This is a genomic window from Holophagales bacterium (genome assembly GCA_016719485.1).
GTDB lineage: Bacteria > Acidobacteriota > Thermoanaerobaculia > UBA5066 > UBA5066 > UBA5066.
This window is the reverse complement of the sequence record JADJZB010000020.1, coordinates 32,083-56,313: the sequence shown is the minus strand read 5'-3', so window position 1 is coordinate 56,313 and position 24,231 is coordinate 32,083. Positions and strand designations below refer to the sequence as shown.

The window sequence follows — 24,231 nt, the reverse complement described above, 5'->3', positions numbered from 1 at the left end:
CCTCGCCCGGCTTCCCCCGACGGCTCAGTAGTACTCCTTCAGCACCAGCGTCCGCTCCGTCCCGTCCGGAAGCGTGAGCCGGACCGCCGTCCCCGCCTTCGCTTCCGTCCACCTCGTGAACGTCTCCCACCAACGCGCGCCGGCGGCCTCGCCGTCGAGCGCGACGACGCGCTCCCCTTCCTTCCAGCCGGCTTCTGCCGCGGGGCTCGCGGGCGCGACGAACTCGACGGTGAGGGCGTCGTCGGCCCACTGCAGGGCGAGGCCGCTCTTGTCCTTCGGGAACGGCGCACCGAGCCCCGGGCCGGCCTCGAGCCAGAGGCACGCCCGGGAATAGTCGAAGAGGACCCGGAAGCGCGACAGGATGCCCGCGCCGAGGTTCCCCTCCTGCCGCTTCGTGTCGAAGGCGCCGCCCACGTCGGTCGCCTGGAAGGCCGCCGGCACGTTTCGCAGCTCGTACCCGGCGATCGTCACCGAGCGAAGGGTCGCCACCTTCATCGTCGTCGCGCCTCCGACGCCGCCTCCGCGACGCTCGGAAACCGGACGGCCCGTCAGGAACCCGCGCGCGTCGGCGTAGTGCCGGTAGACCGAGAGCGCTCCCCCCTGCCCCGTGTCGAGACCCACGACCACCGGTTCGCCCCCTTCCATGACGAGCCGCAGGCTCTTGTGCCCGTCCTCGGCGGGGATGAGGTCGACCTTCCGCCCCGGACCCCCGTAGCGGAACGAGGCGGCGTCGAGGAAACGGATGCGCGAGCCGGGATAGTCGAGGTCGACGACGAGGGCGTGGAAGAGCTCCTTGCCGAGGATGACCGGGAGGGGCCGCCCGACCCGACGGCCCACGCCGGCGAGGTCGATGACCGCCGCCGAGAGCGGGCCGATCTCGATTCCCGCGAGCGTCACCGTGACGCCCGACACGAGGCCGGCGCCGACGTTCCCTCCTGTACCGCGGGCCTCGAGCTCCCCCTCGACGCGCAGGCCGAGCGTCTTCGCGAGCGCGCTGTCGAGAACGGTCATTCCCGCGCCCGAATCGAGAACGATGTCGGTGGCCACGCCGTTCACGGCGCCGCGCAGGGTGACGTAGCGCTTCTGGTAGAGGTCCACCGCGGCCCAGTCGGTGGTGCTGCGGCCCGCGGGAAAGCGAACGACCGACGTGCCCGCGGACGGCCGTGCGAAGAGGGCGTCCTCGAGACCGGCGTTGACCGTCACCCTCTCCCACGCCACCGCCTGCGCCTGGCGCGCCGTCTCTCCTTCGGTCTCCTGCAGGAAGGCGAAGCGCAGCCCGTTCACCGTCCGGAGGTCGGAGAGCTTCGTCCAGGTCGTCCGGCCGTCGGCGAGGGAGCGCGTCCACGTCGACTCCCCGGTCTCTGCGTCGACGAGCAGGTCGTACGCGTCGCCGTCGGCGTAGGCGAAGCGGACGACCGTCCAGGCGCGCCCCCCCTTCTCCTCCCGTCCGGCGAGGCTCACGATCGCCCCTTCGCCGCGGAGGTGCCGACCGAACGTGCGGTCGAGCGCGCGGCGCTCGGAGACGACCTTCTCGTGCCCCATCTCCTCCACCTGCCCGCTCGCGTTCTGCTCCCAGGCACCGGTCCCCGCGAGCGTTTCGACGCTCCTCATGACCTTCAGGTCGACCTCCGTCCTCTGACGCCCGTCGTGACGCGCCAGAACGGTGAGTGGGCCCGAGAGACCCGAAACGCGGATCGTCCCGACGAGGGTGAGGTCCCGGACGGCCTCGATGGCCTTCCACCCGCCCAGCCACGCGACGTGCTTCTCGACGAGAGCGGCGGCTTCCGGCGAGACCGGGGGACCGGCGGCGTGCGCCGTCGAGGCGACGAGCATGGCCACGACGAGCAGCGAAACGAGGGAACGGCGAACGCAAGCAGGCGTGTCGGTCATCGGTCTTCTCCGTCGGTATTCGTGGGGACGCCGCCGCCGGTGAGCTCCTGGAGGCGGCGCAGGCCGGAAGGCCTGCTCGAGAGGAGCGAGATGCCGACGAGGGCGTCGGCGCCGGCGCGCGGACCTCGCCCCTTCCAGGCGGTGTGGAGGATCTCCATGGCGACGTGGTTGTGGTGGAGGCACGAGAGGAAGGTGCTGCGGCTCCAGACCGCCTGGTAAACGTTCGCGAGGGTGGCGTCGAAGAGGGCGAGCAGGTGCTCGTCGGCGTCGACGACGAGGGAGAGCTGCTGGCCGGGCCACTCGGACAGCGCCCGTGCCGCGTCGGCCTCCGGGACCTCCGCGACTCCCGGGACGTCCACCGGGGAATAGACCTTCACGACGACCCGGACACCGCGCTGGGCGGCGGCGGCGAGGTCTTTTGCGAGCGCGTCGAGCGGGGCGGGAAAGAGGTCGCCGAGGACGATCTCCCGCGCCCTCCCGAGCATCGCCCGGGCGCGCTCGAGGACCTGGTCTCGCGCCCGAAGCGTGTAGACCCTATCGTCCGCGACTTCGGCGTTGCGCTCGGCGAGCGCGGCCCGCGCCGCTTCCCGGTGCTCGCGGGCACGCCGCTCGAGCCCCGCGAGGAGCTCGTCGGGCGGTACGGCCCGGATGAGCCGGTTCCCCCCCTCGTCCACCTGTACCGCTCCCTGTTGCACCAGAGATGCGATCGCCTTGTAGGTGTTCGCCGTCGGTTTGCCGATGCCGTGGCTGATGCGATACCCGGTTGCCGGTTCTCTTCCGGCCAGAAAGGCGTAGACGAGCGCCTCTATCTCTGAAAAACCTAGCCCATGGAGTGCTTTACGTAACGAATCATCGCTAGTAGTAGTCACGGCAACTACTAATTTGGGCCGCGGCCGCAGCCCTGTCAAGGACGATTTCGGTAAGGTATCGGGATGGCCTTCGACCCACAGCCCACCCTGCGCGGGGAGCTCCTCGAGCTCAGGCCACTCCGGCCCGGGGACTGGTCCGCCCTCTTTGCCGTCGCATCGGACCCCTTGATCTGGGAACAGCACCCCGAGCGGAACCGCTACGAGGAGGAGGTCTTCAGAGAGTTCTTCCGCGTGGCTCTCGAATCCGGTTGCGCCCTCGTCGCGATCGATCGGCGAGACGGCCAGGTCATCGGCTCGTCACGCTTCCATGCTCACGACGAGGAGCGGAGCGAGGTCGAGATCGGCTGGACGTTCCTGGCGCGGTCGCACTGGGGCGGGCGATACAACGGAGAGATGAAGCGCCTCATGCTCCAGCACGCCTTCGCGTTCGTCGACCACGTCGTCTTCTCGGTCGGCCCCCGGAACCTCAGGTCTCGACGGGCCATCGAGAAAATCGGCGGGATTCCGGAAGGTTCACGATTCGCACGCGGCCACGAGAGCATCGTGTACCGCATCAGCAAGCCGTGGGCGCCTCCCGCCGCCGCCGGCCCGGTCGCGCAGCGGACGCCCCCGGACCGCGGCTGAGACGGGACGCCAGACAGCCGTGCTCCTGCTGTTCGCGACGCATCCGGCTCCGTTGAGCGCGCTCTTCGCCGTTTCGGCCGTGGTGACCGTGGTGGCGCATGCCTGCGGTCGTCGCGCTCTGGTGTACGTGTTCAAGCCCCTGAGCACGGCCCTCCTGCTCCTCCTCGTGGCCGCCGGCCCCTCCTCCTTCTCCTCGCCCTATGCCGTGGCGATTCTCGGCGGCCTCTTCTTCTCGCTCCTCGGCGACGTCTTTCTCATGCTTCCGTCGGACCGCTTTCGTTCGGGCCTCTCCAGCTTCCTGCTCGCCCACGCCTGCTACGTCTTCGCGTTCCTCACCGACAGCCCGCCCGCTGCGCCGGCGATGCCCTTCCTCTTCTGTTTCGCCATCGGCTGTGCCGTGCTCGCACTGCTGTGGAGAGGCATTCCAGCGCACCTGCGTCCCGCGGTCGTCGTCTACGTGGCACTCCTTCTCGCCATGGCCTCCCAGGCCGCCAGCCGGGCCGTGCACCTTCAGACCGCTCCTGCCGTCCACGCCTTCGTCGGCGCCACCCTCTTCGTTCTCTCGGATGGGCTCCTCGCCTGGAATCGTTTCCGGAGGCCCGTTCCGGCAGCGCAGGCTCTCATCCACGGCACGTACTTCCCCGCGCAGTGGCTCATCGCCATCTCCACCTACGCGGCCTTTCCCGCTGCCTGACCCCGGCCTGCGGCGGATGACCTGCGCTCGCCCATCCCGCGCGGCGGCGGCCGCGGGCCGTCGGGGCCCCTCGCTAGAATCAGGGCCGTGACCGGTCACCGCACGAGAGCCACACGGCGCACGGCGTTCGTCCTCTGCGCCGCACTCGGGGTCGCCAGCTGCGGCGACTCCCCGACCGAGCCTGGCGGTTTCCAGTCCGGAGCCGTCATCAACCTCACGACCGAGACCGGGCCGACGATCGCGGACACCGGCACCCTCACCCTGACGTCGGCCGTCTGTGGCTGCACGCTGGCGCCGCTGATCGTCGCCATCAACGGCACCGTCGTCGGCAACGCCCCGTGTTCCTCCCAGAGCGCCTTTCCGACGCCTCGCATGGAGGCCGGCACGGCTCGCTACCAGGTCCTCGTCACGAACGGTCTCGGCGCGTCCGGTCTCATCACCTTCGACGTCTCCAGCAGCACGCCGGGCGCCCCTTCGCTCGCCGTGCGCGCCTTCTGCCCGTAGCGCCGCGAGGGCCCCGTGCACGCCGACATCGATCGCGCCCTCGAGGACTCACGCTCCGCGACCGGGCAGTGGCGCGGCCTCGCCGGCGGGCTCTCGCATCTCCAGGCGAACTGGCGGCCAGGTCCCGACAGCTGGTCCATCGCGCAGTGCATGGACCACCTCGCGTCCACGACCGGGCCGCTCGTTCCCGCGATCCACGCCGCCGTGACGCGGGCGCGGGCCTCGGGTCGCCTTTCGACCGGGCCCTTTCGCTACGGCTTCGTCGCGACGTGGTTCCTCAGGTCACTGGCGCCGACCGGCGCCCGGCGCGTGCGTGCTCCGGGTCTCTATCGCCCCTCGGCGTCCGACCTCGACCTCGCAGCCACGGCCTCGCGATTCTTCGCCGTCCAGGAGGCCTTCGAGGAGGCGGCGGCGTCGGCAGACGGTCTCGACCTCGCCCGGGTTCGCGTGGCTTCGCCAGCCCTGGCCATCCTGCGGCTTCCCCTCGGCACCTGGGTCCTGGCGACAGCCGCCCACACCCTCCGGCACCTCCATCAGGCCCAGCGGGTTCGCGCCGATTCGCGGTTCCCGGGCGCGGCCTGACGCCGCCGCGTCGCTGGCCGGTAACATCGGCCCGTGGACACCGCACGGATCCTCGCCGAGATCGCCGACGAGGTGCGGCCGCTCGTCGGGCAGGGCCGCGTCGCCGACTACATCCCGCCGCTGGCCGACGTTCCGCGCGACCGCTTCGGGATGGTCGTCCGGACGGTCGGGAACGAGGTCTTTCCGATCGGGGACGCCGGGGAGCGGTTCTCGATCCAGAGCATCGCGAAGGTCTTCAGCCTGACGCTCGCGATGCGGCTGGAGGGCGATGCCGTCTGGCAGCGCGTCGGCCGCGAGCCGTCCGGCACGGCGTTCAACTCGCTCGTCCAGCTCGAGGTCGAGCACGGAATCCCGAGGAACCCGTTCATCAACGCCGGCGCGCTCGTCGTCCTGGACATGGTCCTGAGCCACCAGGCAGAGGGGCAGGACCTCGTCCTCGACTTCGTCCGCCACGCCTGTGCAGACCTATCGGTCGGCTACGACCCGCCGGTCGCCGAGGCGGAACGGGCCACCGGGCACCGGAACCGCGCGCTCGCCCACTTCCTCAAGTCTTTCGGCAACCTGAGGAACGACCCGGACCGCGTCCTCGACGCCTACTTCCTCCTCTGCTCGCTCTCGATGAGCTGCGCAGAGCTCGCCGCCGCCTTCCAATACCTGGCCTCGGGCGGACTCTCGGCCGCCGGTGAGGAGGTCGCCTCGGCGCGGCAGGTGAAGCGCGTGAACTCCGTGATGCTGACCTGCGGCGTCTACGACGAGGCGGGCGACTACGCCTACCGGGTCGGCCTCCCGGCCAAGAGCGGCGTGGGGGGCGGCGTGGTGGCCGTCATGCCCGGCCGCTTCGTGGCGACCGTCTGGTCGCCGTGCCTCAGCGAGAAGGGAAATTCCCTCGCCGGGACGATGGCGCTCGAGCTGCTGACGACGAAGACGGCGCTGTCGATCTTCTGAGGCGGAGGGCGGGGCGGGCCCCTACTTCAGGACGAGCGGCACCAGGATCAGGACCCCGGCCGGGATGACGACGCAGGCGGCGACGTTCATCCAGATACCGGCGCGCACCATCGTGCCGATGGGAACGAGGCCCGACCCGTAGACGATCGCGTTGGGCGGCGTCGCCACCGGGAGCATGAAGGCCATGCTGCACCCGAGCGCGCATCCGAGGGCCGGCTCGAGCGGCGACGCGCCCGCGGCCTGCGCGCTCGCGATGGCCAGGGGAATCAGCATCGTGGCGGCCGCCGTGTTCGAGGTGATCTCGGTGAAGAAGATCGAGAAGACGGAAAAGACGATGGTGAGGCCGACCGTCGTCGAGACGCCGGTCGCCGTCACGAGGCCCTGCCCGAGCGCCTCCGAGAGGCCCAGGCGGAACATCGCGCCGCCGAGGGAGAGCCCGCCGCCGAAGAGGAGCAGCGTTCCCCAGTCGATCTGCGTCGCCTCGCTCCAGGTGAGCGCGCCGCGGCGCTCGCCTCCACCGCCCGGCAGGACGAACAGGAGCGCGGCCCCGAGGACCGCGACGGCACCCTCGGGGAGCGCGCGGCCCAGCGCCGCCGACAGGGGATGGCTGGAGCCGAGGACGAGGGACAGGAGGCCCGGGGCCACCCAGAGCGTGACGGTGACGATGAAAGCGGCGGTGACGCTCCGCTCTCCAGTGGACATCGGGGCGGAGAGGCCGGCTGAAACGGATTCCGCCGGCTTCGCCGCGTCGCCGCCAGGGAGCGGCAGCCCGAGGACCAGCGCCGCGACTCCGACCATCGCCAGCATCACGGGAAGGGCGACGAGCAGCCACGGCACGAAGCCGACGTGGATTCCGGCGAGGGACGAGAGCTGCCCGATGGCCACCAGGTTCGGCGGGGAGCCGACGGGCGTCCCGATGCCCCCGACCGAGGCGCCGTAGGCGCACGCCAGCAGCAGCGGCCTCGCGAGGGGCGTCGACCACCCCCTCCTGGCGTCCATCGTCCCGAGGACTCCGAGCGCGATGGGATAGAGCATTGCCGTCGTCGCGGAGTTGGAGACCCACATCGAGAGGACCGCGGCGAGCGCCGCGAACGTCCAGACGACACGCCTCGGGGAGGAGCTCGCGGCCGGTATCGACAGGACCGCCTGCGCGAGGCGACGGTCGAGGCCGTGCACGCTCATCGCCCGCGCCAGGAGGAACGAGCCCAGGAACAGAAAGATGATGGGATCGCCGAACGGCGCGAACGCCTCCCGGACGGGAACGACCCCGAGGACGACCGTGAGGGCCGGCCCGAGGACCGCCGTCACCGGGAGCGGGACGGCCTCGGTGATCCACCAGGCGAGGACCCAGGCGACGACGGCGAGGAGGGTGCCGGCCCCGGTCCCGAGGCTCGGCGGAGGGAACGCGAGGAGCAGGGCGAACGCGGCCGGGCCGAGGACGAGCCCGGTCTTCCTGCGGCGCCTCTCGAAGCGCAGCTCCGCCGCGGAGAGCCGGCCCTCATCGGGAGCGGACGCCGGGGGGGACGGGAACGCCGGCACGACTGCAGGGAAGTCTAGTGCCCGGACGGCGCTATCGTCGGGGTATGCACGCCTCGTCCCTCACCCCGGCCCGCTACTCGCGCCACCTCGAGCTTCACCGCAGCGACCGCATCGGGTGGCTCCGCGCCTCCGTCCTCGGGGCGAACGACGGCCTCATCTCCACCGCCAGCCTCGTCGTCGGCGTCGCCGCGGCCGGGGCCGCTCCCGGAGCGATCATCGTCTCTGCCGTCGCGGGCCTGCTGGCCGGAGCCATGTCGATGGCCGCCGGCGAGTACGTCTCCGTCAGCTCCCAGTCCGACACGGAGCGGGCCGATCTCGAACGGGAGCGCGGCGAGCTCGCCACCGACGAGCACGGCGAGCGCGCCGAGCTGGCCGGCATCTACGTCGGCCGCGGCCTCGACCCAGAGCTGGCCGCCAGGGTCGCCGGCCAGCTCATGGCGCACGACGCGCTCGGCGCCCACGCCCGTGATGAGCTCGGGATCCACGACCTCACCGCGGCCCGTCCGCTCCAGGCGGCCCTCGCCTCCGCCGCCAGCTTCGCGGTGGGAGCTGCCCTCCCGGTCCTCGCGGTGGCCCTGGTCCCACGGTCCGGGCTCGTCCCGACCATGGTCGCGATGACGCTCGTTCTCCTGGCGGCGCTCGGCGGCCTCGCGGCCCGGGTCGGCGGCGCCTCCGTCGCCATCGGTGCGGGACGGGTCACGTTCTGGGGGGCGGTGGCCATGGCGGTCACGGCGGCTGCGGGGGCTCTCTTCGGCGGCGTGGGCTGAAGCCCCGGGGTCAGCCTTTAATAGAAAATCAAGACCTGACCCCCTATACTCGGGAGGTGCCCCGGTACGCCGCCTTCCTCCGTGCCGTGAACGTCGGCGGACGTGTCGTGAAGATGGAGCGGCTGCGGCAGCTCTTCGAGGAGACGGGGTTCACGGGCGTCTCGACGCACATCGCCAGCGGGAACGTCCTCTTCACGGCCGGACGGGGCCGCCCGGCGACGTTCGAGGCGAAGATCGAGACGTCGCTGGCGCTGGCGCTCGGCTGGGAGGTGGCGACGTTCCTCCGGACCCCCGCCGAGCTCTCGGCCGTGGCCGCGCACGAGCCCTTCGCCGCCGAGGACGTCGGCGAGGCCCAGGGGGTCTACGTCGGGTTCCTGAAGGAGCCGCCGACCCCCGAGCAGCACGCCCTCGTCCACGGGTTCCGGACGCCGACCGACGAGCTCGCCGTGAGCGGGCGCGAGGTGTGGTGGCTCTGCCGCATCCGTTCGTCCGACTCGGACTTCTCGGGGGGAAAGCTCGAGAAGGCTCTCGGCCTGAAGGCGACGTTCCGGAACCTCACGACCGTGCGGGCCATGGCCGCGAGGCTCTCGGCCTGATACGCGTGCGAACGCCTGGAGATCCTCAGCGCCGGATCGGAACCTGTCCGGCGACCACCGGATCGGTACCTCGAGCGTGTTCCTCCCCGCCGTAACGCGCGCGGCGCGTCGGCCTCGGGGTCGGCGTGCGTGAGGGGGTCTTCGTCGGTTTCACCGTGCTTCCAGGGGTCGGGGTGCGGGTCGGTGTGCGGGTCGGGGTCCTTGTCGAGGGCCGCGTCGGAGTCCGGGTCGGAGTCCGCGTCGGCCCGACGGTCGGCGACGTCGTGGGCCTGGGCGTGGATGTGACGCGCGGCGTCGGGGTCGGCGTCTGGCCTCCGCCCGGCGGGTTGCCTTCGCCGTCCGGCCCGTTGTGGCAGCTGTAGCAGCCGAACGTCGTGCCCGCGGCGAAGGTCTTCGTTCCCGCCCTCGTTTCCAGCGTTCGCTCGGCGAACGCGCGAGAGAGGACGGTCCCGCGGTCGTCGGCCCCGTGGCAGGCGCGACAGGACGCCAGACCGCTCTCTGCGGCGTCTTCGTGCTGGTCGACCCACGCCGAGCCGACCGGGTGCATTCCGTGGGGCCCTCCGGAGACCGTCCGCGGAACGTTCGCTCCGTGGCAGGCCGCGCATTCGCCGAGAGTCCCGGCGTGCCCCTGGAGGTCGAGGCTCTGGAGGTTGTCGTTCGCGTGCGAGGAGGGGTACTCGGCGTGGGTCGAGCCGTGGCAGGCCGCGCACTGCAGGCCGCCGTGCCCCTTCGAGAAGCGGTAGAGCGACAGGCCCGCGCCGGGCGTGTCGGCATTCGTCGCGAAGCGCACGTCGGCGGCGACCCGCGGGTTGCCGGCGCCGTCGAAGACCGAAGCGAAGCGGATCTGCCCGGAGTTCTTCGTCGCCGTACCGGTGTGGCACTGCTGGCAGGTGGGCTCGTCGAGCCAGCCGGTGCGCGTCGTCGCACCGACGGCCGCCATCCCGCCGTGGCAGTCCTGGCACTGCATGAGCATCGTGCCGTCGGTCGCCGTCGCCGCACCCATGGCGCCGCGGAGGCACTTCGTCTCCGAGCCGGGGTGGCAGCGGTAGCAGGCCGAGCGGTTCGCGGATGAGCCGAGGCTCTGGCCGCTCGTCGGGTCGTTGACGCCGGCGTGCCGGGCGTGAACGGCCTGGGTGAGCGGCGGGATGCCGGGCTGGCCGCTGCCGGGGAGCGCCTCGGAGGCGTGGCACGCGGCGCAGAGGACCGGCTTTCCCCTCACCGTGACCGACGCGTAGAGGCCCGCCGGGTCGTACCCACCGGTGGCGAGAGCGGGCGCCCAGGCCGGGCTCGACGCGGCCGATTCGTCGTGGAGCCGGAGGACGTTGAGGCGATAGTCCCGTTCGGGGTCCGGGTCGAAGACCCACCCGGCGGCCGGGCGGGCGTCGATGGGCGAGCCGGACGCGTGACAGGTGCGGCAGTCCATCTCGTCGGAGACGGGCAGGACGATGCGCGTCGACGCGAGGAGGTTCCCGGAGGCGTCCCGGGCCGTCACCTTCATCAGGGGGTACGGGTTCTTGACCCCGGAGTCGTCGTACGGGGTGATCGGGATCCCCTCGGCGATGAACCAGTTGTGCGCGGCGTCGAACGTCATCGGCTTCGGCGCGTTCGACGTCCCCGGCATGTCCTTCCCCGCGAGCCCCCCGTCGACCGGAAGCGACGCCCCGAACAGCGCCGCGACGTGGTCCCAGAAGTTCGTCTTGCCGCGCGAGGTCGTGTTGATCGAGCCGGTCGGGTCGGCGACGGCCTCGTACGTCAGCGATACGGACGAGGGGTTCTTCACGAGCTTTCCGGACGCGTCGACGACGTGCGCCTGGATCGTGTTGTAGGGAGGCAGGATGGCGAAGACGCCGAAGTCGGCGTCCATGCAGTGCATCCCGAGGTTGTTCCAGGCCACGACGGTCCACCCCGTGGGAGAGACCGCGAAGCCGGGGATCAGGGCCAGGAGCAGCAGCGAGAGAACCACCCCGAAAGACACGATCAGCCGTACCCGCATACGTCCCTCCTTCTTCGGAAAGCGCCCCAGAAACACTTCGGGCCGCATACACCTTGCGCCGGTGAAATGCGGCCCCGTCTGGTCCTGTTGACCGGGAGTGACTCTAACCCCGGAATCTCACGGGGCGACTGAACGGATGCCGAACGGGGGCGCGCACCGACAGAAAGAGAAAGAGCCGCGTCGCCGCGGCCCGTAAGTCCTTCAAATTAAATGGTGGAGCTGAGGAGGATCGAACTCCCGACCTCTAGAGTGCGATTCTAGCGCTCTCCCAGCTGAGCTACAGCCCCACCGTGGGGGCGGAGAATCTAGCCGTTACCGGCTGTTTCGTCAATCTTCGGCGCTCCCACCGCTCGCCGTGTCGGTCTCCGCGGGGAGTGTCCCTCCGTGCCCGGAACCTCTTCGGCCCTGGCTGCCTTCCGCCGCGCCGAGGCGAAGGTCGCCGCCGTCCGTGCCCTCCGAGCGCCGCCGGGCGTGTGGACGGTAGACGTCCTCGAGGCTCGTTCCCTGGAGGACCCCCCTCTCCTCGCCGTCGGCGCGCATGTAGAGGGCGCGGAGGATGGCGGCGGCGGGTTCGGAGCCCTGCGGGACAGCCCGCGGCGCCGCTTCGCCCACTGCCCGGGCGACGGCGTAGAGAGTGATCGTGTCGGGCGGGCGGGCGAGCCGCACCGAGTCGCCCGCAACGTCTACGAGACCCGCGGTGCCGAGGCGCTTCATCCGGGAGCGGAGGTCGTCGACCGCCCTTCCACAGGTATCGGCGAGGGTCGAGACGTCCAGGGAGACCCCTGCGTGCCACGCCTCGGTGAGGCGCAGGAGGAGCTGCGTCGCCTCCTCGAGGGCCCCGGGCTTTCTTCGCGGCCGGGGGCGGGGCGTCGTGGGCGAGAAGCTCGTCGCGGAACTGGACGGCGTGGGCGAACGAGAACCCGAAGAGGAGGATCGTCCACGCGAAGCCCGTGACGATGACGAAGACGGCGATGGCGCTGATCGTGCCGTAGAGCCTCTCGACGCCGGTGAGCGTGACGAAGCCGAGGGTGAAGGCCTGCCGGAGGGCGGTCAGGCCGGCTCCCGCGACGAAGCCGGCCGCCGCCGCGGCGCCCCACCGGACCCGCGCGGACGGGACGACCTTGTAGATGAGGGTCAGGGCCGCCATCGACGCGAAGAGGCCGCGGACGTGCAGCTGGGTCAGGGGGAGCCCGCTCTCGAGGAGGAGCGACGTCACGACGCCGAGAGCCACCGGGCCGAACACGACGACGAGGACGGCGAGGGAGAGCCGCTGCCGGATCGGCCTCGGGCGCAGGGTCCCCCACAGGTGGTTCGCGGCCCCTTCCACGTCGAAGTAGACCCGAAGGGACGTGAGGGCGAGGAGGGCCGTCGCGATCCACGAGGCCGCCTGCGCCTCGTCGACGAGGGCCTCGACTCCGCGCAGGACCTCGCGGGACGTGCCGGGAACGAAGAAGCGCAGGAGCCTGTAGAAGCCCCTCCCGCCCGCCTCTCCGAAGAACGTCGAGGTGAGGACGGTGACCGCGACGACGAGAGGGATGAAGGAGAGGAGCGAGGAATAAGCGAGGCCCGCGGAGAGCGCCACACCGCGCCCGTCGAGGAACGACCTCACGCTCCGGCGCAGGACGACCCACGCGAGCGCGATGGCCCGGCCGATCCCCTTGAGCTCGGGGGCGCGGACGGGAAAGGCGCCGGTTCCGCGGCCCAGGTCAGACCTCCACGACGTCGTCGGGCTCGGGGACGTGAACGTCCAGTCCGAGCTCCAGCCGGAGCCGGGCTGCGAAGGTGTCCTGCGCGGCCGGCTCGCCGTGAGTCAGGTAGACGCGCTTCGGCGGCGTGGGCGCCGAGCGGATCCACGCGATGATCTCGTCGGCGTCGGCGTGCGCCGAGAGGGCCGGGATCTTCCTGATGGCCGCCTTCACGGTGAGCCCCTCGCCGAGGACCCTCACCTCGGTCTCCCCTTCCAGGAGCCGCCGCCCGAGCGATCCCTCGGCCTGGTATCCGACGAAGATGACCGTGTTGCGGGGATCGGGCAGGCGGTGGAGGAGGTGGTGCAGGACCCGGCCACCCGTGGCCATGCCGGAAGCGGAGATGACGACGCCGGGCCCGGGGTGGTCGTTCAGCTTCTTCGACTCGTCCCGCTTCCTCACGACGGTGAAGTAAGGGGTCTGCAGGGGCGATCCGGAGGCCGCCTCGAGCGCGTCCATCTCGACGTCGTGCTCGGAGGCGTAGCGGCAGTAGAGCTCGACGACGGAATTGGCCATCGGGGAGTCGACGAAGACCGGGACCCTCGGCAGGCGCTTCTCCTCGAAGAGCTCGAAGAGGTGGTAGAGGATCTCCTGTGTCCGCCCCACGGCGAAGGCGGGGATGACGGCGAAGCCGCCGCGCCGAAAGGCCTCCTCGAGCTCGCGGCGAAGCTGCTCCTTCGGGTCGGTCGCCTCGTGGAGCCGGTCGCCGTAGGTCGACTCGCAGACGAGGACGTCGCAGGCCGGAAGCGGCTCCGGGTCGTGGAGGATCGGGACGCCCCGGCGCCCCAGGTCGCCGGAGAAAACGAGGGTCTTCCAGTCGGCTTCCGGGTCCCGGTAGCGAATCTCGGCGAAGGCGGCCCCGAGGATGTGGCCGGCCCGGTGGAGCTTCACCTTCATTCCCTTGTGGACCGTCGTCTCCTGGCCGAACTCCATCCGGTTGAGGAGCTGGAGCGACTTCTTCGCGTCCTCCTCGGTGTAGAGCGGCCTGGCGGGCTGGTGCCGGGAGAACCCCTTCTTGTTCGCGTACCGCGCCTCTTCTTCCTGCAGCCCTCCGGAATCGGGGAGGAGGACGCCCAGGAGCGCCTTCGTCGGCGGGGTCGCCAGCGCCCGGCCCGTGAAGCCGTCGGCGGCCAGCCGGGGGAAGTACCCGGTGTGGTCGATGTGCGCGTGGGTGAAGAGGACGTCGTTCACGGAGGCCGGGCTGAACGGCAGCGGCCTCCAGTTGCGCTGGTGCATCTCGAAGCCGCCCTGGAAGAGGCCGCAGTCGACGAGGAGGCGGTAGTGGTCGAGGGTGAGGAGGTACTTCGAGCCGGTCACCGTACGGGCCGCACCGTGAAAGCCGATCTTCATCCGGGTCCTCCTCCTTCCATCGTAGCCCCGTGGGTCCGTTCGCGGTGGAAGGTGCCTGCCCGGCGTGCGAAGATTCAGGTCCGAATACGGTAAGGGAGGTCCACATGGCCGAGACGACCGATGCCGCGAAGATGGTCGACGAGAAGATCGACGCCACCCGCGAAGGGTTCGGCGGACGCGTGAAGGAGAAGATGGGCGAGGTTGCGGAAGGCGTGAAGACCCGCGCAGGCGCCCTTCGCGACAAGATCCGCGACACGGACTGGGACGAGGTCACCGAGAAGGCGACCGACTACGTGCGGCAGAACCCCGGCAAGTCGCTCGCCATCGCTCTCGGCGTCGGCTTCGCGCTCGGGCTCCTCCTGCGCCGGCGGAGCGACGACTGATGTCCGAGCCGACGATCCGCCCGCCCGCCCCGCACGGGGCGTCGCCGGACGGCCCCGTCGGAGGGGCCGAGGCGCCGTTCGCGTTCGAGCAGGGGCTCGATCTGCAGAACGCCGCGCTCGACGTCGTCCGGAAGTACCCCGTGCCGTGCCTTCTCGGTGCCGCCGCCCTGGGTTTCTGGATCGGCCGGCACCGTGGGAAGGCGATCGCCGCCGCCGCCGCCGGACTGGCGACGAACGCGGTGATGAGGCACCTCTCCCGAGCGTTCGAATCGACGGAGTTCTGATCGAAAGGGGCGCCCGCGGCCCGGCTCCCGGGGGGCCGCGGACCGCTGGAGACACGGAAGTTTACGTTCGCACCCGCCCGGAACGGGCGATACTGAGGCCGCGAAGGTCGTACTTCCCCGGGCGACGGAAGCGGACGGGCTCCGCGGAACGAGGTGAGCCATGAGCGACGAGCCGAAGGAAACCACCGGCCAGGACTGGAGCGGGGTCGCGTCCGTCGGGACCGAGGCCGAAGCCGGCTTCATCGTCGGATTCCTGGAAAGTCGCGGCATTCCGGCGCGCATCGTCGACAAGAGCTTCTCGCAGAACCCCGTCCCGGCCGACGAGGACCTCTCCTCCTTCGACGTCGCCGTCCCGTCGGACCGGCGCGAGGAGGCCGCAGCCGCGCTCGAGAAGCGTGACGAGGACTTCTCCACGGCGACCGAGGGAGAAGCGACCCTGATGACCGACGAAGGACCGGCCGAGATCGACCCGACCGAGAACGGGTCGAACTGAGCCGGATCCCAGAATCGGCGTGAACCCCTCCCGGATCGGCCGCTACGAGATCCTGCGCCCCCTCGGGAAGGGGGCGATGGGAATCGTCTACCTCGCGCGCGATCCGCAGATCGAACGGACCCTCGCGCTGAAGACCGTCCGGTTCGACGGACCCTCCCAGAGCTTCAGCGTCTCCGAGGCCAAGGCCCGCTTCCTGAAGGAAGCGAAGATCTCGGGGCGGCTGCAGCACCCGAACATCGTCACGGTGTTCGACGTCGGCGAGGACGAGGGGATGCTCTATCTCGCGATGGAGTACATCTCGGGCGGCGCCCTCAATCAGCGCCTGACCGACGGCGTCGAGTTCCCCATCGCCGACCGGATCCGGATCCTCTCCGAGGTGGCCGACGCCCTCGCTCACGCCCACCAGCGCGGCGTCATTCACCGCGACGTCAAACCCGCGAACATCCTCCTCACCGAAGCCTCCGTCGCCAAGGTGACCGACTTCGGGATCGGGAAGCTCCTGACGGGCGACACGGACCTGACGTCGACCGGGCAGATGGTCGGCTCTCCGGCCTACATGTCTCCCGAGCAGATCCGGGGCGACAAGCTCGACGTGAGGAGCGACATCTTCTCCCTCGGCGTGGTCCTCTACCAGACGCTGACGCTGAAGAAGCCCTTCCCGGCCGACACGCTGACGACGCTCGTCTACCAGATCCTCAACAACCAGCCGGAAGATCCGCTCGTCCACAACGAGGAGCTTCCCCCCGAGATCACGCAGATCGCGTTGAAGTGCCTCGCCAAGAGCCGGGAGGACCGCTACGGCGACGCGGTGGAGCTGGCCGACGACCTGCGCGCCCTCATCGGGATCGCCCCGCTCGTCTCGACCTCGGGCCTCACGGAAAGCAAGGTCGGCCGCGCCAGGAAGCTGGCCGTCGCGGCGGCGACGACCGCCACCCCGACGATGCAGATGCCGGCGGCGGCGTCCCCTCGCGGGATGACCGGTACCCAGGCTTCGAAGGCCGGCGGCCCTGCAGCCGACGTCTCCGGGTCGCGGCGCATGGCGAGAACCGGCGGACGGACTTCGACGACGTCCTCGCAGCACAGCCCGGCGGCGATCGCCGGAGCGGCCGCCGGCGGGCTCCTGCTGACCGGGATCATCGTCGGCGGGTTCTATTTCCTGCGTGGCCAGGGCCTCCTCGGCCGTGGCGGCGCCGTGCCGCCCGTCGGACCCGTTCCCACCGCGACGGCGACTCCCGAGTCCGGCGCCGCCGTCTCCCCGACTCCCTCGGCAGAACCCGGCGCGTCGCCGGTCGCGGCCGAGCCGACCCCTGGGCCGGAGCCCACGCCCACCCTGCCCGCCGGCGTTCCCGGACCATTGACGGGGCGAACCGCCGTGCCGACCCGCCCGGCCAGGCCGAAGCCGACTCCCACGGCCACGCCCGTCCCGACGCCGGCCCCGACCCAGACACCGACGCCGACGCCGACTCCGTTCGTCCGTCCCGACGCGACCTACATCACGCGCCGGTTCGTGAAGATCAACACGTCGCCCTCACAGGCCCGCGTCTTCCTCAACGGCCGCTACATCGGCATCTCCGACGACTGGGACGACGCCGGCGGCGGCGCCCTCCTGACCTTCCCGTCCGACGGACGGCAACGGCTTCGTCTCACCTACCCCGGCCGCAAGGACGCCATCGTCGACGTCCTCGTCGCCCCGAACGCCGTCGAAGATCGCGTCGAAATCGATCGCTCGCTCGACAAGGGGTCACCCGCCGGGCCGTCGGGCCCCGCCGGAAAGATCTCCCGCCCCGACTACCAGACCACCGGCCTGGTCCGGCTCGAAGTGGAACCGCCGTCCGCGACGGTGATCGTGGACGGACACGACATGGGCCCCGCGTCGCGGTACCTGACCCAGGACATGCAACTCAAGGAGCAGGGGGTTTACGACGTCATCCTGACGGCCCCCGGATACCAGCCCCGGGTGGTTCGCGTCCTCGTCTCCCTGTCCACGGGGAAGGAGCGGGCGATCATCCGCGAAAAGCTCCGGAAACCCTGAGACCCTTCTGGCCCTCGCCCCGGTTCCGGGGATCTGATCGGGGCTCGCGGCGCTGCATCGCAGCACAGCGTAATATCCCCGATCCGGTTCGTCCCGCGAGCCCGGACCAGACGACAGAATGCCCGCCAGCTGCCCTTCTCCCCGTTCCGTAATTCGTGTCGCCCTGCTCGTGGCGACCATTGCGACCGTGTTTCGCGGCGGTTTCGCGACCGCGGAGTCCTTCGTCTCCGGGCTCGATCTGGCGACGTCCCTCCCATGGTCCGGCCAGACCGCAGCCGGCTTCCACCTGAGCGATCCATCGGTTTTCCTGCCGAACGGTGGGCCACCCCGGTCCAGGCTCTTTCCCGACGTGTCGCGGTCCGCCTTCGGGCCCACGCGTCCAGCCCCGAGCGAGGCCCGCTGGGGACTCGACCTCGCTCCCGTTCCCGGCGCTCAGCCGCGTCCCGACAGGAGCACGGTCGTGGCGGGCGGCTTCACGGCGGTCTTCCTCGGTCTCGAGTACGCCGCCTTCTGGTCGAACGAGACCCTGAACGGCAAGTTCCAGTTCGCCAACGAGCACTGGTTCGGCCAGACGACCTACGCCGGCGGCGCCGACAAGGCCTCGCACGTCCTGGGCGGCTACATCGCCGGCCGCGTCCTGGACTGGGGCCTGCAGTGGAGCGGAAGCCCTCCGGCGAAATCGCAGCTCCTCTCTGCCACGATGATCGCGGTCACCGGGACGCTCATCGAGGTGGGCGACGCCTACCACGGGTTCGGCTTCTCCTGGCAGGATGCCCTGCTCACGGCGGCCGGAGGCGTCGCCGGCTCGGTTCTCGCCGCCACGAAGCTCGACGACACCATCACGATGCGGTTCGGAATGGTCGGCATCGATCGCCCGGACGACCCTTCGCTCGCCCCTTACGAGCCGAATCACTACTCCGGGGAGGTCTACACGCTCGACCTGCGCATGGCCGGCCTCCTCCCGCGGCTCGGAAAGCCCCCCGGCTTCGCCCGGTTCCTCCTGGCGTCGCTGACCTACGGCTCGAAGGGCTACCAATGGGTCGACGAGAGATACCGCCAGCGGCGGATCGGGTTCGAGATCGGCATCGACACCTACGAGGTGGGCCTGGCGCTCGGCCTCACGCCCGACACCTGGTACGGCGCCCCGATCCTCGGCTTCCTGCGCTACTTCCGCCTGCCGTTCACCGGGATCGGCTTCCAGTACGAGCTGAACTCGAGGCGGTGGATGGGCCCGAACTCCTTCTACTCGTACGACCAGTAGACGCGGGGTCCTGCGGGGCCGGTCAGAACGGCCCGGCGAGGACGCGGAACGTCGCCGCCTTCCGCACCGACTCCTCGAACCGGCGGACGAGGGCGACGACGATGCCGCCGAGGAGAGGTGCCCCTTCCGGCGTTCCCTCGGCCAGGATCTTCTGGAAGACCTCCCGAGGCAGGGCGAAGACCGTGACCGGACCGTCCTGCGCGACGACGTCGGCCGAGCGCGGGGAATCGTCCACGAGGGACATCTCGCCGACGACCTCTCCGGGACCGAGGAACGCGAGCGCTTCTTCGCCGACCCCCGGGATTCGCACGGAGACGCGCAGGCGGCCCTCGGCGACGACGTAGGCTTCCTCTCCCGACTCGCCCGCCGCCAGGAGCCGGCTGCCGGACGGAATCCGCCGCTCGGTGAGGCCGAGGTCGGGAAGGGTCGTCGGGTCGAGACCGGCGGCGTCGAAGAGGTCGTGGACGCGTCGTGGATCGGCCGGCGAGGACTCCGGCAGAGGGACCGCGGCCGGCGCCGCCCTCGGCTTCCAGGCCGGATCCGGGACGACGTCGTCGAAGAAACGGACGAGCGCCGCGTTCACTTCCCTGAGCGCCGACGTGACGCTCGAGAGGGCGAGCCGCCGGAAGGACGCGCCCAGGGGAGAGGGGTCGAACAGGAACTGGCGGGTCTCGGGTCCCGAGAAGAGAACGGCGGAAGCGCCGGGCTGAGGGTCGAAGCGGCAGAGGCCCGAGGCCCCGGTGAGGGCGCCGTAGAGCGTCAGGAAGCAGGGTGCCCGGAACGTACCGAGCGGGTGGGGACCGAACGGCGTCAGGGCGTTGGCGACGGCCTCCCCCGCGGCGAGCAGGAAGACGTCGTCCGATTCGCCGTCGGAGATGGGCGTGCCCGGGTCGAGCGGAAGCAGAAGGCGCCCCTCGGAGAGGAGCACCGCGTCGCGGGAGGATGTGTCGTTCATCGGCTGCCGCCGAGTCTATCGAGTTTTGGCCCCGCAGCACGTCCCGCGGTTGACGGCCTCCCATCCGGGCCGTATCGTGCCCGGCCGGGCCTATGAGCGATCCCGCTTCCTCCTCCCCCCTCAAGCGCACCCCGCTGTTCGACTCTCACAAAGCTCTGGGCGGCAAGCTGGTTCCCTTCGGTGGCTGGGAAATGCCCGTCCAGTACTCGGGCCTCGTGGACGAGCACGTCGCCGTCCGCACGAAGGCCGGCCTCTTCGACGTCTCGCACATGGGCGAGATCCGCGTGAAGGGCCCGAAGGCGTTCGAGGTGGTCCAGAAGATCACCTGCAACGACGTCGCCGTGCTCGTCGACGGACGGATCCAGTACTCGGCCTTCCTGACCGAGCGCGGGACCTTCGTGGACGACCTCCTGACGTACCGCCTCGCCGCCGACGACTACCTCCTCGTCGTCAACGCCTCGAACACGCCGAAGGACGTCGCGTGGGCGAAGTCGTTCGCGGTGGAAGGCGCCACGATCGAGGACGAGTCGCCCGCCTGGAGCCAGATCGCCATCCAGGGGCCGCTCGCCCAGGAGATCCTCCAGCCCTTCGTGAAGGCCGACCTCGCGGCCGTCGCCTACTACTGGTTCACCTGGGCGGACGTCCTCGGCACCCGCTGCATCGTCTCGCGCACCGGCTACACCGGCGAGGACGGCTTCGAGGTCTACGGCCCCGCGGACGCCGCGCCGAAGATCTGGAACGCCCTCATCGAGACCGGCACGCCGAGGGGACTCCTGCCCGCCGGCCTCGGCGCGCGCGACACGCTCCGCCTCGAGGCGAAGCTCTCCCTCTACGGGAACGAGCTCGACGACGCGACCACACCGTGGGAGGCCGACCTCGGCTGGATCGTGAAGATGAAGAAGGGCGACTTCGTCGGCCGGGACGCCCTCGCGAAACAGAAAGAGCAGGGGCTGACGAAGAAGCTCGCGGGGTTCTTCGTCGACGGGCGCGGTATCGCCCGTCACGGATACCCCCTGAAGGTCGAAGGCACCGGCGAGCCCGGCGTCGTCACCTCCGGCACCCAGACGCCGACCGTCGGCCGGGCCCTCGGCCTCGCCTACGTTCCGATCGCGGCGACCACCGTCGGGACCCGGCTGCTCGTCGACGTCCGCGGCAAGGACGTCCCGGCCGTCGTCGTGCCGACCCCCTTCTACAAGCGCCCGTCCGCATAGGACATCTCCGCCAGGAGTCGAAAGACATGAGCAGCTATCCCGACGACCGCTTCTACTCGAAGAGCCACGAGTGGATCCGCGTGGAGGGCGAGACCGCCACCATCGGCATCACCGACCACGCCCAGAAGGAGCTCGGAGACGTCGTCTTCGTCGAGCTGCCGGACCTCGGCGAGATCTTCGACGAGGGCCAGGAATTCGGCACGATCGAGTCGGTCAAGGCCGTCTCGGAGCTCTTCCTTCCCGTCGCGGGCGAGATCGTCGACGTGAACAAGACCCTCGTCGACGAGCCGAACGCCGTCAACGAGGACCCGCACGGCGACGGCTGGCTCGTCCAGGTGAAAGTCACCTCCGACGGCGCGCTGGACGGCCTGATGAACGCGGCCGCGTACGAGAAGTTCGTCGAGGAAGAGGCGAAGGCCTGACCCCCATCCGTACCCGGTCTGCGGCGTAGAGACGAACAGGCTGGAGGGGCGGCGAAGCCTCGACACGACACGTCGTAAAGACGAGAGACGAGGGGCCCGCGCGCCCGCGCGTGCCCCCGGGAGAACCCGCATGCGCTACATCCCCAACAGTCCCGCCGAGCAGGCGGCCCTCCTCCGGGAGATCGGCGTCTCCTCCGTCGACGACCTCTTCGCCACCGTCCCCCGCGAGGTCCTCCGGAAAGACCCGCCGCCGCTCGCCCCCCCGATGTCGGAAGTGGAGCTGAGGCGCGACCTCGGGGCGATGGCCGCCAGGAACGCCGCCGCCACCTGCTTCGCCTCGTTCCTGGGCGCCGGCCTCTACGCCCACCACTCGCCGGCGTTCGTCTCGCAGCTCCTCCTGCGCGGCGAGTTCCTCACTTCGTACACGCCGTACCAGCCCGAGGTCTCGCAGGGGACCCTCACGGCCATCTGGGAGTTCCAGACGCACGTGGCCCTCCTGACCGGCATGGACGTCGCGAACGCCTCGATGTACGAGGGGGCCTCGGCCCTCGTCGAGGCGGTCCTGATGGCCGAGCGGCTGACGAAGAAGCGGACGAAGGTCGTCGTCTCGAGGACGATCCACCCCGAGTACCTCGCGACGCTGGGCACGTACCTCGCGAACCTGGGAATGGAGATCGTCGAGGTCCCCGCCGGTGCCGACGGCGTGACCAGCGCGGCCGGCCTGGCGGCGGCTGTCGACGACGAGACCTTCGCCGTCGCCGTCCAGTCCCCGAACGTCTTCGGCCTCGTCGAGGATTGGTCGGTCGCGGCCGAGGCCGCCCACGCCCGGGGCGCCCTCGCCGTCGGTGTCGTCAACGAGATGTTCTCGCTCGCGCTCCTGAAGCCGCCGGGCGAGGCGGGAATCGACATCGCCTGCGGCGAGGCGGCCTCCTTCGGCATCCCCGCGTCGTTCGGCGGGCCCCTCGTCGGCTTCCTCGCCTGCCGCGACGGCTTCAAGCGTCAGATCCCCGGCCGGCTCGCCGGCCGGCTCGAGACCCCGAACGGCCCCGTCTTCGCGCTGACCCTCTCCACGCGCGAGCAGCACATCCGGCGCGAGAAGGCGACCTCGAACATCTGCACGAACCAGGGGCTCTTCGCCCTCGCGGCGACGATGACCCTGACCGCCCTCGGAAAGCACGGCCTCCGCGAGACGGCCCTTCTCTGCCTCGCGAAGGCCGAGTACCTGAAGGCGGGGATCGGGAGGCTGGGGAACGGGAAGTTCGCCATCGCGTTCCCCGGCGCGACGTTCAACGAGTTCGCCCTCCGGTGCGGCCCGCCCGTCGGCGAGGTGCTCTCCGCCCTGGAGAAGGCGCAGATCCTCGGCGGCGTGCCGTACGCCCGCCTCGCCCCCGGGGCGGGCGAGCACGAGGACCTCCTCCTCGTCGCCACGACCGAGCGGATCCGCCGCGAAGACCTCGACCGGTTCCTCGACGTCCTGAAGGGGTTCTGAAGATGAGCGACCACGGAAACCTCGTGAACCCCACCCTCGACGCCGCCCTGCTCGACCGCCGCCGCGGCTCTTCCTCCATCTTCGACGCCTCCCGCCCCGGGCGGCGCGGCGTCCTCCTCCCGCCGCTCGACGTCCCCGGTGCCGATCCGGAGGCCCTCTTCGGCACGCTCCACCGGGCCGAGGTGGAGGGGGAGGTCGAGGCGTCGGAGGTCGACGCCATCCGGCACTTCACCCGCCTCTCGCAGAAGAACCTCTCGATCGACGCGAACCTCTACCCGCTCGGGTCGTGCACGATGAAGCACAACCCGCGGATCAACGAGGAGATTGCGCGCCTCGCCGGATTCGCCGACGTCCACCCCTACACCCCCGCGCACCTCTCCCAGGGGGCGCTCGAGCTCATGGCCCGCCTCGAGGCGGCGCTCATCGCGCTCACCGGGTTCGCGCGCGTCACGCTCCAGCCCTCCGCCGGCGCCAACGGCGAGCTGGCCGGCTGCCTGATGATCCGCGCCGCCCACGTGAAGGCCGGCGCCCCGCGCAAGTACGTCCTCGTCCCCGACTCGGCCCACGGCACGAACCCCGCCTCGGCGCACTTCGCCGGGTACGAGGTCAAGGAGCTCGCCTCCACGCCCCGGGGCACCCTCGACCCCGCCGAGCTGGAGAAGAAGATGACCGACGAGGTCGCCGCCGTGATGATCACGGTGCCGAACACGCTCGGCGTCTTCGAGGAGAACATCCTCGACGTCTCCCGGATCGTTCACGCCAGGGGAGGCTTCGTCTACCTCGACGGGGCGAACTTCAACGCGTTCGTCGGGAAAGTGCGGCCGGCCGACATGGGCGTCGACGTCATGCACATGAACCTGCACAAGACGTTCTCGACGCCACACGGCGGAGGCGGCCCGGGCGCCGGCCCGGTCGGCGTCGGCGCCGCGCTCGTGCCGTTCCTGCCGGTCCCGACGATCGAGCCCGAAGGGGCAGGCTTCCGCCTCGACTTCGACCGCCCCGACTCGATCGGCCGCATGAGGACCTTCTACGGCAACTTCGGCGTCCTCGTCCGCGCGCTGACGTACATCCTTTCGTACGGCCAGGAAATCGGCGAGGTGGCCGAGAACGCCGTCCTGAACGCGAACTACCTCCGGAAGAAGCTCGCCCCCTTCTACCACCTCAAGTACGACGCCCCGAGCTACCACGAGGTCGTTTTCGACGACAAGCTCCAGGCGGCGAAGGGTGTCCACAACATCGACGTCGCCAAGCGGCTCATGGACTACGGCTTCCACCCGCCGACGATGTCCTTCCCCCTCATCGTCCCGGGCGCCCTCATGATCGAGCCGACCGAGTCCGAGCCGATCGAGGAGCTCGACGCCTTCGCCGACGCGATGATCGCGATCGCGAAGGAGGCCGAGGAGACCCCGGAGCTCGTCACCTCGGCCCCGCACGTCACCCCGGTCGGCCGGGTCGACGAGGCCCTCCTCGCCCGGGAGGCCTCGAGGGCAGGCAGCTTCGCCCCGGTCCTCCGGGCGCCCGTCCGGCGTTCGTAACCCGCTTCCCGCACACCCTCCGACCCCTCCCGGATGTCGCCATCCGGGAGGGGCCTTGACTCTGGACG

Annotated in this window: 23 protein-coding genes and 1 tRNA gene; 16 read left to right on the top strand and 8 right to left on the bottom strand. The window is 70.7% G+C overall.

Annotated elements, in window-relative coordinates; genetic code table 11:
- Positions 1 to 24: 24 nt before the first annotated feature.
- Both IPN03_10625 and IPN03_10620 read right to left on the bottom strand, forming a co-directional pair.
- Positions 25 to 1,890, bottom strand: a complete 1,866-nt coding sequence (locus IPN03_10625) for an aspartyl protease family protein (protein ID MBK9374156.1) — start codon at positions 1,888 to 1,890, stop codon at positions 25 to 27.
- Entirely contained in the window at positions 1,887 to 2,759 is an 873-nt protein-coding gene (locus IPN03_10620; GenBank protein ID MBK9374155.1) for a TrmB family transcriptional regulator, read from the bottom strand. The genes IPN03_10625 and IPN03_10620 overlap by 4 nt, the downstream gene beginning before the upstream one ends.
- Before the next feature lie 63 nt (positions 2,760 to 2,822).
- Here IPN03_10620 and IPN03_10615 point away from each other — a divergent pair, with 63 nt between their 5' ends.
- The 5 genes from IPN03_10615 to IPN03_10595 all read left to right on the top strand — a co-directional run bounded on the left by IPN03_10615 (position 2,823) and on the right by IPN03_10595 (position 6,108).
- Positions 2,823 to 3,383: a GNAT family N-acetyltransferase gene (locus IPN03_10615; protein MBK9374154.1), complete on the top strand. Its 561-nt coding sequence runs from the start codon at positions 2,823 to 2,825 to the stop codon at positions 3,381 to 3,383.
- A 19-nt stretch (positions 3,384 to 3,402) separates the two neighbouring features.
- Positions 3,403 to 4,077: a lysoplasmalogenase gene (locus tag IPN03_10610; protein MBK9374153.1), complete on the top strand. Its 675-nt coding sequence runs from the start codon at positions 3,403 to 3,405 to the stop codon at positions 4,075 to 4,077.
- Between the two features lie 87 nt (positions 4,078 to 4,164).
- Entirely contained in the window at positions 4,165 to 4,581 is a 417-nt protein-coding gene (locus IPN03_10605; GenBank protein MBK9374152.1) for a hypothetical protein, read from the top strand.
- A 15-nt stretch (positions 4,582 to 4,596) separates the two neighbouring features.
- On the top strand, positions 4,597 to 5,163 hold the full coding sequence (locus IPN03_10600; GenBank protein ID MBK9374151.1) for a DinB family protein: 567 nt from the start codon (positions 4,597 to 4,599) through the stop codon (positions 5,161 to 5,163).
- A gap of 33 nt (positions 5,164 to 5,196) precedes the next feature.
- The gene (locus IPN03_10595; protein MBK9374150.1) at positions 5,197 to 6,108 is read left to right on the top strand and encodes a glutaminase; all 912 of its coding nucleotides are present in this window, start codon (positions 5,197 to 5,199) and stop codon (positions 6,106 to 6,108) included.
- A gap of 21 nt (positions 6,109 to 6,129) precedes the next feature.
- On the opposite strand, the gene IPN03_10590 is transcribed toward IPN03_10595, so the two are convergent.
- Positions 6,130 to 7,647, bottom strand: a complete 1,518-nt coding sequence (locus IPN03_10590; GenBank protein MBK9374149.1) for an SLC13/DASS family transporter — start codon at positions 7,645 to 7,647, stop codon at positions 6,130 to 6,132.
- A gap of 44 nt (positions 7,648 to 7,691) precedes the next feature.
- Between IPN03_10590 and IPN03_10585 the strand changes: the two genes are divergently transcribed.
- Together IPN03_10585 and IPN03_10580 are read left to right on the top strand one after the other, a co-directional pair.
- Entirely contained in the window at positions 7,692 to 8,414 is a 723-nt protein-coding gene (locus IPN03_10585; protein MBK9374148.1) for a VIT family protein, read from the top strand.
- A gap of 56 nt (positions 8,415 to 8,470) precedes the next feature.
- Positions 8,471 to 9,010 (top strand): DUF1697 domain-containing protein, encoded by a 540-nt coding sequence (locus tag IPN03_10580; GenBank protein MBK9374147.1) that lies wholly within the window; start codon positions 8,471 to 8,473, stop codon positions 9,008 to 9,010.
- Between the two features lie 25 nt (positions 9,011 to 9,035).
- Here the strand turns inward: IPN03_10580 and IPN03_10575 are convergent, their stop codons facing one another.
- The 4 genes from IPN03_10575 to IPN03_10560 all read right to left on the bottom strand — a co-directional run bounded on the left by IPN03_10575 (position 9,036) and on the right by IPN03_10560 (position 14,098).
- Complete coding sequence (locus IPN03_10575) at positions 9,036 to 11,003, bottom strand: hypothetical protein (GenBank protein MBK9374146.1); 1,968 nt, start codon at positions 11,001 to 11,003, stop codon at positions 9,036 to 9,038.
- Between the two features lie 211 nt (positions 11,004 to 11,214).
- Positions 11,215 to 11,290 (bottom strand) — tRNA-Ala (locus IPN03_10570).
- Entirely contained in the window at positions 11,281 to 12,612 is a 1,332-nt protein-coding gene (locus IPN03_10565) for a YihY/virulence factor BrkB family protein (protein ID MBK9374145.1), read from the bottom strand. The genes IPN03_10570 and IPN03_10565 overlap by 10 nt, the downstream gene beginning before the upstream one ends.
- Before the next feature lie 97 nt (positions 12,613 to 12,709).
- Positions 12,710 to 14,098, bottom strand: coding sequence for an MBL fold metallo-hydrolase (locus tag IPN03_10560; protein ID MBK9374144.1), 1,389 nt, complete (start codon positions 14,096 to 14,098; stop codon positions 12,710 to 12,712).
- Between the two features lie 104 nt (positions 14,099 to 14,202).
- Between IPN03_10560 and IPN03_10555 the strand changes: the two genes are divergently transcribed.
- From IPN03_10555 to IPN03_10535, 5 genes are all read left to right on the top strand, one after another.
- The gene (locus tag IPN03_10555) at positions 14,203 to 14,481 is read left to right on the top strand and encodes a DUF883 family protein (GenBank protein MBK9374143.1); all 279 of its coding nucleotides are present in this window, start codon (positions 14,203 to 14,205) and stop codon (positions 14,479 to 14,481) included.
- On the top strand, positions 14,481 to 14,765 hold the full coding sequence (locus IPN03_10550; protein ID MBK9374142.1) for a hypothetical protein: 285 nt from the start codon (positions 14,481 to 14,483) through the stop codon (positions 14,763 to 14,765). The genes IPN03_10555 and IPN03_10550 overlap by 1 nt, the downstream gene beginning before the upstream one ends.
- A gap of 160 nt (positions 14,766 to 14,925) precedes the next feature.
- Positions 14,926 to 15,258 (top strand): hypothetical protein, encoded by a 333-nt coding sequence (locus IPN03_10545; protein ID MBK9374141.1) that lies wholly within the window; start codon positions 14,926 to 14,928, stop codon positions 15,256 to 15,258.
- A gap of 19 nt (positions 15,259 to 15,277) precedes the next feature.
- Positions 15,278 to 17,290: a serine/threonine protein kinase gene (locus IPN03_10540; GenBank protein ID MBK9374140.1), complete on the top strand. Its 2,013-nt coding sequence runs from the start codon at positions 15,278 to 15,280 to the stop codon at positions 17,288 to 17,290.
- Positions 17,291 to 17,750: 460 nt separating this feature from the next.
- Positions 17,751 to 18,551, top strand: a complete 801-nt coding sequence (locus IPN03_10535) for a DUF2279 domain-containing protein (protein MBK9374139.1) — start codon at positions 17,751 to 17,753, stop codon at positions 18,549 to 18,551.
- Positions 18,552 to 18,573: 22 nt separating this feature from the next.
- Here IPN03_10535 and IPN03_10530 read toward each other — a convergent pair whose 3' ends face one another.
- Positions 18,574 to 18,945, bottom strand: a complete 372-nt coding sequence (locus IPN03_10530; protein MBK9374138.1) for a cyclic nucleotide-binding domain-containing protein — start codon at positions 18,943 to 18,945, stop codon at positions 18,574 to 18,576.
- 653 nt (positions 18,946 to 19,598) lie between these two features.
- Here IPN03_10530 and gcvT point away from each other — a divergent pair.
- From gcvT to gcvPB, 4 genes are all read left to right on the top strand, one after another.
- Positions 19,599 to 20,717, top strand: coding sequence for a glycine cleavage system aminomethyltransferase GcvT (gene gcvT, locus IPN03_10525; protein MBK9374137.1), 1,119 nt, complete (start codon positions 19,599 to 19,601; stop codon positions 20,715 to 20,717).
- A 26-nt stretch (positions 20,718 to 20,743) separates the two neighbouring features.
- Positions 20,744 to 21,139, top strand: a complete 396-nt coding sequence (gene gcvH, locus IPN03_10520) for a glycine cleavage system protein GcvH (GenBank protein MBK9374136.1) — start codon at positions 20,744 to 20,746, stop codon at positions 21,137 to 21,139.
- 130 nt (positions 21,140 to 21,269) lie between these two features.
- Positions 21,270 to 22,628, top strand: a complete 1,359-nt coding sequence (gene gcvPA / locus IPN03_10515) for an aminomethyl-transferring glycine dehydrogenase subunit GcvPA (GenBank protein ID MBK9374135.1) — start codon at positions 21,270 to 21,272, stop codon at positions 22,626 to 22,628.
- A gap of 2 nt (positions 22,629 to 22,630) precedes the next feature.
- The gene (gene gcvPB / locus IPN03_10510) at positions 22,631 to 24,163 is read left to right on the top strand and encodes an aminomethyl-transferring glycine dehydrogenase subunit GcvPB (protein ID MBK9374134.1); all 1,533 of its coding nucleotides are present in this window, start codon (positions 22,631 to 22,633) and stop codon (positions 24,161 to 24,163) included.
- The last annotated feature ends 68 nt before the right edge of the window (positions 24,164 to 24,231 follow it).

Coding starts and splice junctions, on each gene's coding strand:
- IPN03_10625 (MBK9374156.1), bottom strand. CDS start 1,890: ATGACCGACACGCCTGCTTGCGTTCGCCGTTCCCTCGTTTCGCTGCTC.
- IPN03_10615 (MBK9374154.1), top strand. CDS start 2,823: ATGGCCTTCGACCCACAGCCCACCCTGCGCGGGGAGCTCCTCGAGCTC.
- IPN03_10585 (MBK9374148.1), top strand. CDS start 7,692: ATGCACGCCTCGTCCCTCACCCCGGCCCGCTACTCGCGCCACCTCGAG.
- IPN03_10575 (MBK9374146.1), bottom strand. CDS start 11,003: ATGCGGGTACGGCTGATCGTGTCTTTCGGGGTGGTTCTCTCGCTGCTG.
- IPN03_10560 (MBK9374144.1), bottom strand. CDS start 14,098: ATGAAGATCGGCTTTCACGGTGCGGCCCGTACGGTGACCGGCTCGAAG.
- IPN03_10555 (MBK9374143.1), top strand. CDS start 14,203: ATGGCCGAGACGACCGATGCCGCGAAGATGGTCGACGAGAAGATCGAC.
- IPN03_10550 (MBK9374142.1), top strand. CDS start 14,481: ATGTCCGAGCCGACGATCCGCCCGCCCGCCCCGCACGGGGCGTCGCCG.
- IPN03_10545 (MBK9374141.1), top strand. CDS start 14,926: ATGAGCGACGAGCCGAAGGAAACCACCGGCCAGGACTGGAGCGGGGTC.
- gcvT (MBK9374137.1), top strand. CDS start 19,599: ATGAGCGATCCCGCTTCCTCCTCCCCCCTCAAGCGCACCCCGCTGTTC.
- gcvH (MBK9374136.1), top strand. CDS start 20,744: ATGAGCAGCTATCCCGACGACCGCTTCTACTCGAAGAGCCACGAGTGG.
- gcvPA (MBK9374135.1), top strand. CDS start 21,270: ATGCGCTACATCCCCAACAGTCCCGCCGAGCAGGCGGCCCTCCTCCGG.
- gcvPB (MBK9374134.1), top strand. CDS start 22,631: ATGAGCGACCACGGAAACCTCGTGAACCCCACCCTCGACGCCGCCCTG.